The organism is Streptomyces sp. NPDC091377 (assembly GCF_044757045.1).
In the GTDB taxonomy this organism is placed as follows: domain Bacteria; phylum Actinomycetota; class Actinomycetes; order Streptomycetales; family Streptomycetaceae; genus Streptomyces.
The window spans coordinates 64,100-74,720 of record NZ_JBIVUE010000030.1; the positions used below are offsets into that span (position 1 = coordinate 64,100).

Below are 10,621 nucleotides of genomic sequence, written 5' to 3' on the forward strand. Positions count from 1 at the left end.
CCCTCCTCGCCCCGGCATGGGGCCTCCCCTGTCCGCAGGACTTGGGGAAGCGCCCTCGGGGGCCACCCCAGGGGACGACTCCGTCTCGCCACCCGTCCTCGTGCCGGTCATCGTAGCCGCACCCCGCCTGTCGCCACACCCTGTCACCGTGATGTCACTGTGCACGTAGCAGAAACGCGGGGCGAGAACGGAAGGTTCCCCGGAACGCTCACATTCACGCACCACCCGGCACCCCGGGTCGACAACTCCGCGTGAACTCTCACCATTCCCGCACCCCACGACACCCCACGACCACACCGGCATCGGGGCCCCGGTGCCTGACGCCCAGGGCCCCGGACATCACACCACCACAGCCCGGCCGCTCACCACAACCGGCCTGCTCAACACCCCCAAACCCTTGGCCAAAGCCCCATCACCGCACCCGCCCCGTCACCGGCCGACCCCACCCCGGCCCCGGCCCCGCGTCAGCCCCGTCACCGGCCATCCCCGGCCCCGCACCACGTCCGCCCCGACACCGGCCACCAGCCACCGGCCCCGTCACCGCATCCGCCCCGTCACCGGCCACCCGCCACCAGCCGCCAGCCGCCAGCCGCCAGCCGCCAGCCACGTGACCGCACCCGCCCCCCTCACCAGCCACCCGCCCCGTCACTGCACCCGCCCCCTCACTGCGCCCGCATCCACTGCCCCATCACCGCCAGCAGATGATCCGGGTCCACCGGCTTGGTCACATAGTCGGACGCGCCCGACTCGATCGCCTTCTCCCGGTCGCCCTTCATCGCCTTCGCGGTCAGCGCGACGATCGGCAGCCCGGCGAACTGCGGCATCCGGCGGATCGCCGACGTCGTCGCGTACCCGTCCATCTCCGGCATCATGATGTCCATCAGCACGACGGCGACATCGTCGTGCTGCTCCAGCACCTCGATACCCTCCCGCCCGTTCTCGGCGTACAGCACCGACAGCCCGTGCTGCTCCAGCACGCTGGTCAGGGCGAAGACATTGCGGATGTCGTCGTCCACGATCAGCACCTTCTCGCCGTCGAACCGCACCACCTCACCCGCGTCCGGCCCGCCTCCGTACGCCCCCCGGTCCGCGCTCCCGTACACCGTGCCCGGCCCGAAGCCCTGCCCGGAGTCGCGCCCCGCGTCGGGCCCCTGGTCCTGCGCACCGTCGTGCGCCGATCCGAACGGAGCCGGCCCACGCCCCTCGATCCCCCACGGATCCTGCATGGACGGCCGTGAGAACGCCTCCACCCCGCGGCGCCGGCGCCGGAACAGCGCGGCGGCACCGCTCTGGGTCTCCCGGTACGACTTCACCTCCGCCGGTGTCTCGATGGCGGGGGCGGCGGGCCGCCCCTCGATCGCGGTCAGCTCCGGCTGCGGGGACGCCGTCTGATAGCCCTGGGTGGGCAGCTCGCTCGGGTGCAGCGGCAGATACAGCGTGAACGTCGAGCCGCGCCCCGGTTCGCTCTGCGCGTGGATCTCCCCGCCCAGCAACTGGGCGATCTCCCGCGAGATGGACAGCCCGAGGCCCGTACCGCCGTACTTGCGGCTGGTCGTGCCGTCGGCCTGCTTGAACGCCTCGAAGATGACCCGCATCTTGCTGGCCGCGATCCCGATGCCGGTGTCCGTGACCGAGAACGCGATCAGCTCGGCCCCCAGATCGGACACCGACCCGGACTCCAGGAGCTGCTCGCGGATGTTCTGCGGCACATCCGCGCCGGCCGGCCGGATCACCAGCTCGACCGCCCCGGAGTCGGTGAACTTCACCGCGTTGGACAGCAGGTTGCGCAGCACCTGGAGCAGCCGCTGCTCATCGGTGTGCAGCGTGGCCGGCAGCTCGGGCGACACCCGCACCGACAGGTCCAGGCCCTTCTCCGCGGTCAGCGGCCGGAAGGTGGCCTCCACGTAGTCCACGAGCTGGACGAGCGCGATCCGCGTCGGGGAGACGTCCATCTTGCCCGCCTCGACCTTCGACAGGTCCAGGATGTCGTTGATCAGCTGGAGCAGATCGGAACCGGCCCCGTGGATGGTCTCGGCGAACTCGACCTGCTTGGGCGTCAGGTTCCCGTCCGCGTTGTCGGCGAGCAGCTTGGCGAGGATCAGCAGCGAGTTCAGCGGGGTGCGCAGCTCGTGCGACATGTTCGCGAGGAACTCGCTCTTGTAGCGCATCGACACGGCGAGCTGCTCGGCCCGCTCCTCCAGGACCTGCCGGGCCTCCTCGATCTCGGTGTTCTTCACCTCGATGTCCCGGTTCTGCCGGGCCAGCAGTTCGGCCTTCTCCTCCAGTTCGGCGTTGGACGCCTGGAGGGCCTTCTGCCGGTTCTCCAACTCCTCCGACCGGTCCCGCAGTTGCTCGGTCAGCTCCTGCGACTGCTTCAGCAGCACCTCGGTCTTGGTGTTCACGGAGATGGTGTTGACGCTGGTCGCGATCATCTCGGCGATCTGGTTGAGGAAGTCCTTCTGGATCTGGGTGAACGCCGTGAACGAGGCCAGTTCGATGACGCCGAGCACCTTGCCCTCGAACAGCACCGGCAGCACGATCACCTGCGCGGGCGGCGCCTCGCCGAGCCCCGAGGAGATCTTCAGATAGCCGCTGGGCGCGTTCTCCACCAGGATCGTGCGCTTCTCGTGCGCGGCCGTACCGACCAGCGCCTCCCCGGGCCGGAACGAGGTCGGCATGGAGCCCATGGAGTATCCGTACGACCCCAGCATCCGCAGCTCGTAGTCGTCGTCCGACCCGGCCGCCGGGTCCGTGCCGTCGATCAGCGGCATCGCGAGGAAGAACGCGCCGTGGTGCGCGGAGACCACCGGCGTCAGCTCGCTCATGATCAGCGAGGCCACGTCGTCCAGGTCCCGGCGGCCCTGCATGAGCGCGGAGATCCGGGCGAGGTTGCCCTTCAGCCAGTCCTGCTCCTTGTTGGCGATGGTGGTGTCACGCAGGTTGGCGATCATCTTGTTGATGTAGTCCTGAAGCTCCTGGATCTCGCCGGAGGCGTCCACGTCGATCTTCAGGTTCAGGTCGCCGCGTGTCACGGCGGTCGCCACGCGCGCGATCGCGCGCACCTGCCGGGTCAGGTTCCCGGCCATCTCGTTCACGGACTCGGTGAGGTCGCGCCAGGTGCCGTCGACGTCCCGCACCCGCGCCTGACCGCCCAGCGCCCCCTCCGTGCCCACCTCGCGGGCGACGCGGGTGACCTCCTCCGCGAAGCTCGACAGCTGGTCGACCATGGTGTTGATGGTCGTCTTGAGTTCGAGGATCTCACCGCGCGCGTCGATGTCGATCTTCTTGGTGAGATCGCCCTTGGCGATGGCGGTGGTCACCATGGCGATGTTGCGGACCTGGCCGGTCAGGTTGGACGCCATCTGGTTCACCGACTCGGTGAGGTCCTTCCACGTGCCGGCCACGCCCGGTACGTGCGCCTGCCCGCCGAGGATGCCGTCCGTACCCACCTCACGGGCCACCTTCGTGACCTGCTCGGCGAACGAACTCAGCGTCTTGACCATGGTGTTGAAGGTGTCGGCGAGCTGCGCGACCTCGCCGCGCGCCTCGATGGTCACCGTCCGCGTCAGATCGCCGTTGGCGACGGCCGCCGCGACCTGGGAGATGTTGCGCACCTGCACCGTCAGGTTCTTGGCCATCAGGTTGACGTTGTCGCTCAGGTCCTTCCAGATCCCGACGACACCCGGGACATGCGCCTGACCACCCAGGATGCCCTCGGTGCCCACCTCGCGGGCGACCTTGGTCACCTGCTCGGCGAAGGACGACAGCTGGTCGACCATGGTGTTGACGGTGGTGACGAGTTCGAGGATCTCGCCCTTGGCGTCGACGGTGATCTTCCTGGACAGATCGCCCTTGGCGACCGCGGTGGTGACATCGGCGATGGACCGCACCTGCACGGTCAGGTTGTTCGCCATGAAGTTCACCGACTGGGTCAGGTCCTTCCAGGTGCCGGAGACCCCCTGCACCTCGGCCTGGCCGCCCAGCTTGCCCTCAGTGCCCACCTCGCGCGCGACGCGGGTGACCTCCTCGGCGAACGACGACAGCTGGTCCACCATCGTGTTCAGGGTGTTCTTCAGCTCCAGGATCTCCCCGCGCGCGTCCACGGTGATCTTCTGCGAGAGGTCACCCCGCGCCACCGCCGTGGCGACCTGGGCGATCTGCCGCACCTGCGCGGTGAGGTTGCCCGCCATGCCGTTCACGGAGTCGGTGAGGTCCCGCCACACCCCGGCCACACCCGGCACCTGCGCCTGACCGCCGAGCCGGCCCTCCGTACCCACCTCGCGGGCCACCCGGGTCACCTGGTCGGCGAAGGCGGAGAGCTGGTCGACCATCGTGTTGACGGTGTTCTTCAGCTCCAGGATCTCCCCGCGCGCGTCCACGGTGATCTTCTGCGAGAGGTCACCCCGCGCCACCGCCGTGGTGACCTGCGCGATCTGCCGCACCTGCGCGGTCAGATTGCCGGTGATGGAGTTCACCGAGTCGGTCAGCTCTTTCCACGTCCCGGACACGCCCGGCACCTGCGCCTGACCGCCGAGCCGGCCTTCCGTACCGACCTCCCGCGCCATCCGCGTGACCTGCTCGGCGAACGACGACAGCTGATCCACCATCGTGTTCACGGTGTTCTTGAGCTGGAGCATCTCGCCGGAGACATCGACGGTGACCTTCTGCGACAGATCACCGTTCGCGACCGCCGTCGTCACCTGGGCGATGTTGCGCACCTGCCCGGTCAGGTTACGGAACGCGGTGTTCACGGAGTCCGTGAGGTCCTTCCAGGTACCGGCCGCGCCCATCACCTGCGCCTGGCCGCCCAGTTCGCCCTCCACCCCGATCTCACGCGCGACCCGGGTGACCTCGGAGGAGAACGCCGAGAGCTGGTCGACCATCGTGTTGACGGTGTTCTTCAGCTCCAGCATCTCCCCGGCCACGTCCACGGTGACCTTCTGCGAGAGATCACCGCTGGCCACCGCCGTGGTGACGGCCGCGATGTCCCGCACCTGCGTGGTGAGATTCCGGAAGACCGTGTTGACCGAGTCCGTCAGGTCCTTCCATGTGCCGGCCGCGCCGGGCACGTTCGCCTGCCCGCCGAGCCGCCCCTCCCCGCCGGTCTCGTTGGCCACCCGCGTGACCTCGTCGGCGAAGATCCGCAAGGTCTCCGTCATCTGGTTGATCGTCTCTGCAAGCTGCGCGACCTCACCGCGCGCCTGCACGGTCACCTTCTGTGACAGATCACCGTTGGCGACCGCGGTGGTGACCTGTGAGATACCTCGCACCTGGGCCGTGAGATTGCCGGCCATGGTGTTCACCGAATCGGTGAGTTCCTTCCACACCCCGGCCACCCCGGACACCTGGGCCTGCCCGCCCAGCTCACCCTCGGTGCCCACCTCACGCGCGACGCGTGTCACCTCGGACGAGAACGCGGAGAGCTGGTCCACCATCGTGTTGACGGTGTTCTTCAGCTCCAGCATCTCCCCGGCCACATCGACGGTGACCTTCCGGGAGAGATCACCCTTGGCGACGGCCGTGGTCACCAGCGCGATGTCCCGCACCTGGGCCGTCAGCCGGTGCGCCATCGTGTTGACGGACTCCGTCAGGTCCTTCCAGGAACCCGACATCCCGCGCACCTGCGCCTGCCCGCCCAGCTTGCCCTCGGTGCCCACCTCGCTGGCGACGCGCGTCACCTCGTCGGTGAACGTCGACAGCTGATCGACCAGGTTGTTCACCGTCCGGCCGACCTTCAGGAACTCCCCGCGCAGCGGATGCCCCGGCCCCTCCGGCGTGTGCGCCCGCAGATCCATCCGGGGCGACAGATCCCCCTCGGCCACCGCCGACAGCACCCGCCCCACCTCGGAGACCGGCCGTACGAGATCGTCCACCAGCGCGTTCGAGGCGTCGATCGCCGCACCCCAGGACCCCTCACAGGCCCCGGACTCCAGCCGCTCGGTGAGCTTGCCCTCACGCCCCACCACCCGCCGCACCCGCGACAGCTCACCGGTCAGATGCAGATTGCGCTCGGCGACCTCGTTGTAGACGGCGGCGATCTCCGCCATCACCCCGTCACCGGACACCGTCAGCCGCTTACGGAAGTTCCCGTCCCGCATCGCCGCCAGCGCCGTCAGCAATTTGTTAAGAGCGGCCGTGTCCACCGCGGTGGTCCCCGCGCGGGACCTACGCTGATCGCTCTGAGACGGTCCGCCTTTCGCGCGACTCTTCGTGCCCCGCGTCGCTGCGCCAGACTCCACTGTGTCCCTCCCGCAGGGGTCGACCATCTCGGCTGTACTCGGTGATGCCGCACTCGATGATTCGTACGATTGTTCGGCACTGCTGCTGTTCGTTGGTGCTGCTGCTGTCCGTCGGCACTGCTGCCGCCTGTCAGTGCTGCTGCCTGTCAGTGCTGCCGCTGCCTGTCGGTGCCGCCGCAGTTCGTTCGGTGCTACTGCTGTTCGATCGTGCTGCCGCGCCACGGTCCCGGCCACCGTAGGAGCGTTCCCCTCGGTGAGGCACCGGCCGCCGCGGGGACGGCGTACGGACCGCATTCAGGGCTGGTGCCCACGCCAGGCGTGTCGCACTCGGCCTGTCCGGACCTTCCCCACAAGCCTGCCCAGTGTTTCACCCCGGCCGAACCAGGCCATAACAGTTCGGCAGCTTCGCACATCGTCCGCACCCTCTGGACGGAAACACCGGTGACCGGGCATCCGCATGGGCGGGGAAGGTAAGTAACCTTGCATGCGGCTGTCCAGCCGCACCGGTCCGTCCGGCATGGGCGGTGGCACGAGAACGAGCGGGCATCGGAGGGACGGCCGCACAACATGACCACCGGACTGATCCCGGGGGGACATCCCCCGGACCCCCGGCCGACAGACGGGCTGCCGTCCCAGTCGCGGCACGAGCCGATCGGCCTCGACGCCCTGCACATCGACGACCGGTCGAGGAGTTCCGTGATCACCGCGCGAGCGGCTGCCAGTTTCGAGCCCGTAGGGCGCTCGGTCGCCTCCGCCCGCTCCTTCGTCCGCGACACCCTCCAGGGCTGGGGCTTCGCCGACATCGTCGACGACGCCGTGGTCCTCACCAGCGAGCTGGTCACCAACGCCGTCGTCCACGCGGGCACCGCCGCCGACGTCCTGTGTCTGCGCAGCGACGACGGCGTACGCATCGAGGTCGCCGACCGCTACCCCGAACGTGAGATCGCTCTCCAGGGCTCGGCCGCCTCCATGGGCAACCTCGACCGCGAGGGAGGCCGCGGCCTCCAGCTCTGCGCCGCCCTCGCCCGCCGCTGGGGCGTCGACTACACCCCCACCCACAAACAGGTCTGGTTCCACCTCGACCTCCCCCAGCGCGCCGTCGGCACCCGCACCGCCGGCCCCTCCCTCCCCGCCGAGCTGCTGCCGCTCGCCGACGGCCGGGTCCGCGTCGCCGTCATCCAGATCGACCGCACCGGCGCCGTCTCCGCCTGGAACGAGGACGCCGAGGAAATCTTCGGCTACGCCGCCGAACAGGTGACCGGCAAACCCCTCACCGACCTCGCGGCCTGGCCGCACACCCCCGGCACCAGCACCGGCATCGTCGAGGCCCTCCAGCTCTCCCGCTGGGAGGGCAGCTACGGCATCCGCGACGCGGCCGGCCGAGTCGTCCCCGTGTACGCCTCCCACCTGCGCGTCCGCGACACCGACGGCGACCCCTCCACCGTCTGCCTCCTGGTCCGCGACCACGAACGCGCCGTCCTGCAGACCCCGGTCCGCGTCTCCGCGACCGACACCACCAGCAGCGCCGAGGGCCAGAGCAGCGACCCCTTCGAGATCTTCATCGGCTCCCCCGCCCCCGACGACCTCGACGGACTGCTCCAGCGCACCGTGGAACGCTCCCGCGACATGCTCGACGCCGACGCCGCCTTCCTCCTCCTCGCCACCGACGACGAGACGGAACTGGAGGTCCGCGCCTCCACCGGCCTGCCCTCCGCCCGCCAGCGCTTCGCCCGCGTCCCCGTCGAGGCCGGCCCCGGCCGCTACGGCTCCGCCCGCATGCCCGCGGTCCACGACGACCTCACCTCCGTCCCCGGCGCCGTCCCGCTCCTCAACGGCACCGGCATGCGCTCCGTCGTCACCGTCCCGCTCAAGGTCGAGGGCCGCCTCACCGGCTCCCTCGGCGTCGCCGCCGAAGCCCCGGGCCGCTACTCCAACGAAGAAGCGTTGCGCCTCCAGTTCGCCGCCGACCGTATCGCGCTGGCCGTCGAATCGGCCCGCCTCGGCGAACTCGAACGCCTGCGCCGCGGCTCCCTCAGCTTCCTGGTCGAAGCGTCCGACCTGCTCGCGGGCACCCTGGACCGCGATCAGACCTTGGCCCTCATGGCCCAGATGACGGTTCCCACCCTGGCCACCTGGTGCGCCGTCTACACCATCGCCGACCAGGCGTCCGACCCGTACCTCTCCTACGTCCTGCACGAGGACGAGGAACTCATCGACGGCATCAAGTCGTTGCTCGGGAAGATCGCCCCGCCGGACCCGGTCCCCACCCCCGGCGCCCACGTGTGGACCGCCCCCGCCGAGGCCGCCCACCAGGCCGCCCTACGCACTTCCATGCGCAGCCTCGGCCTCAACGAGCCCGCCACGGTCAGCGCGGGCATCGGCACCACCCTCGCCACCGCCTCCGCGGTCGGTGGCGAAACGGTCGTTCTCCCTCTCGTGGCCCGTAATCGCGTCATCGGCATGCTCACCCTCGGCAAGCCCTCCGACGAACACTTCCGCCAGGAGATCCTCGAACTGGCCGAGGACCTCTCCCGCAGAGCCGCCCTCGCCCTGGACAACGCCCGCCTCTACTCCGAGCGCACCGCCATCAGCCAGTCCCTCCAGCGCAGCCTCCTGCCTCCGGGCCTGCCCCAGATCGACGGCGTCGAGGTCGACGTCATCTACCGGGCCGCGGGCGAGGGCAACGAGGTCGGCGGCGACTTCTACGACGTCTTCCCCATCGACGACAGCACCTACGGCTTCGCGATCGGCGACGTCTGCGGTACGGGCCCGAACGCGGCGGCGGTCACCGGCCTCGCCCGGCACGCCCTGCGTCTCCTCGCCCGCGAGGGCCTCAGCGGCCCCGCCGTCCTCCAGCGCCTCAACTCCGCGATCCTCGACGAGGGTTCCCGCAGCCGCTTCCTGACCCTCCTCTACGGCGAGATGCGCCCCCGCGAGGACGGCAGCGCCGAGTTGAAGGTGGTCTGCGCCGGACATCCGCTCCCGCTCCGTCTGCGTCAGGACGGCACGGTCGAGGCCGCCGCCGAACCTCAGCCCCTCCTCGGTGTCCTGGAGGATCTGGAGCTGTACGAGCAGACCATCACCCTCGATCCGGGCGATGTCCTCCTGTGCGTCACGGACGGCGTCACCGAACGCCGTGAGGGCACCCGCATGCTGGGCGACGACGGTCTCGCCGAAGTCCTCACCACCTGCACGGGTCTGACGGCCGGCGCGGTCGCGGCCCGCATCATGCGCGCGGTGGAACGCTTCGCCTCCGACGCCCCGTCCGACGACATGGCCATCCTGGCGATGCGCGTCCCGGGCCTGCAGAGCTGAAAACAGAAAGGGAGCCTCCGCCCTGCTCGGGCGGAGGCTCCCTTTTCCTGAGCCCCCAAACGGAATCGAACCGTTGACCTTCTCCTTACCATGGAGACGCTCTACCGACTGAGCTATAGGGGCCTGTCGCTTTAGAGGTTTCCCTCGCGGCAACGGAATAGATCATACCCCGAACGGACGGGTCCTCCCAACCACGGTCAGAAAGCGGGCTGAAGCAGTCCCCCGAGCGCATTGCACGCGCTCACGACCCGCTGCATGTCCCGCTTCGTCAGGGACGCGTCCACGGGCAGCGCCAAGGTCTCGCCCGCCGCCCGTTCGGTTTCCGGAAGGCACCCGAACTGCCGGAAGGCCGGCAGTCGATGCACCGCGGTCTTCACCGGCACCCGGCATTCGACGCCTCTGGCCCGCAGGGCCCGCGCGAACGCGTCGCGGTCCGGCCGCCCGTTCCCCAACACCCGCACCACATACTGCTGATACGTGTGCCCCACCGCTCCCTCGGGTGTGCGCACGCCTCGCAGCTTGGCGTCCAGGTAGGCGGCCCGCTGCCGCCGCTGGGCGATCTCGTCGTACGGCAGTGCCGTCTCGCCCGATTCCAGCACCAGCAGCCCGTGTCGCTGCCCCATGGCGTGCATCGCTGTCACATCGGCCGGTCGACCGAACCGATGCACCACAACGACCGCTGCCGTCCGTCGGGTTATGGCCGCCTGGACGGCCCGGGCGTCCAGGCAGTACGTCACCGGGTCGATGTCGGCGAACACGGGCCGCGCTCCGACGCGTGCCACGGCTTCGGCCACCTCGACGCTCCCGAAGGCCGGTACCACGACCTCGTCGCCGACTCCTACGCCGGCCGCCTTGAGCAGTACAGCAGTACTCATGCTGGGAATGCTGGTAGCGCAATGTGAACACCAAGTGACGCCAAATAAAAAAGGGCTGGACCCCGAACCGAAGTTCGGGGTCCAGCCTCTTCACTATTTGTTCGGCGGCGTCCTACTCTCCCACAGGGTCCCCCCTGCAGTACCATCGGCGCTGTAAGGCTTAGCTTCCGGGTTCGGAATGTAACCGGGCGT

At 69.5% G+C, this 10,621-nt stretch carries 3 protein-coding genes, 1 tRNA gene and 1 rRNA gene; 1 reads left to right on the forward strand and 4 read right to left on the reverse strand.

Annotated elements, in window-relative coordinates:
* Positions 1-662: 662 nt before the first annotated feature.
* The gene (locus ACIQNG_RS37290) at positions 663-6,239 is read right to left on the reverse strand and encodes a HAMP domain-containing protein (RefSeq protein ID WP_401491462.1); all 5,577 of its coding nucleotides are present in this window, start codon (positions 6,237-6,239) and stop codon (positions 663-665) included.
* A gap of 567 nt (positions 6,240-6,806) precedes the next feature.
* Between ACIQNG_RS37290 and ACIQNG_RS37295 the strand changes: the two genes are divergently transcribed.
* A complete protein-coding gene (locus ACIQNG_RS37295) occupies positions 6,807-9,554 on the forward strand; it encodes a SpoIIE family protein phosphatase (RefSeq protein ID WP_401491464.1) in 2,748 nt (915 codons plus the stop codon).
* A gap of 50 nt (positions 9,555-9,604) precedes the next feature.
* Here ACIQNG_RS37295 and ACIQNG_RS37300 read toward each other — a convergent pair.
* The 3 genes from ACIQNG_RS37300 to rrf form a co-directional block, all read right to left on the reverse strand.
* A tRNA-Thr gene (locus ACIQNG_RS37300) sits at positions 9,605-9,677 on the reverse strand.
* Positions 9,678-9,751: 74 nt separating this feature from the next.
* On the reverse strand, positions 9,752-10,414 hold the full coding sequence (locus ACIQNG_RS37305; RefSeq protein ID WP_401426363.1) for a DegT/DnrJ/EryC1/StrS family aminotransferase: 663 nt from the start codon (positions 10,412-10,414) through the stop codon (positions 9,752-9,754).
* A gap of 114 nt (positions 10,415-10,528) precedes the next feature.
* A 5S ribosomal RNA gene (rrf, locus tag ACIQNG_RS37310) occupies positions 10,529-10,621 on the reverse strand; the annotation flags it as partial.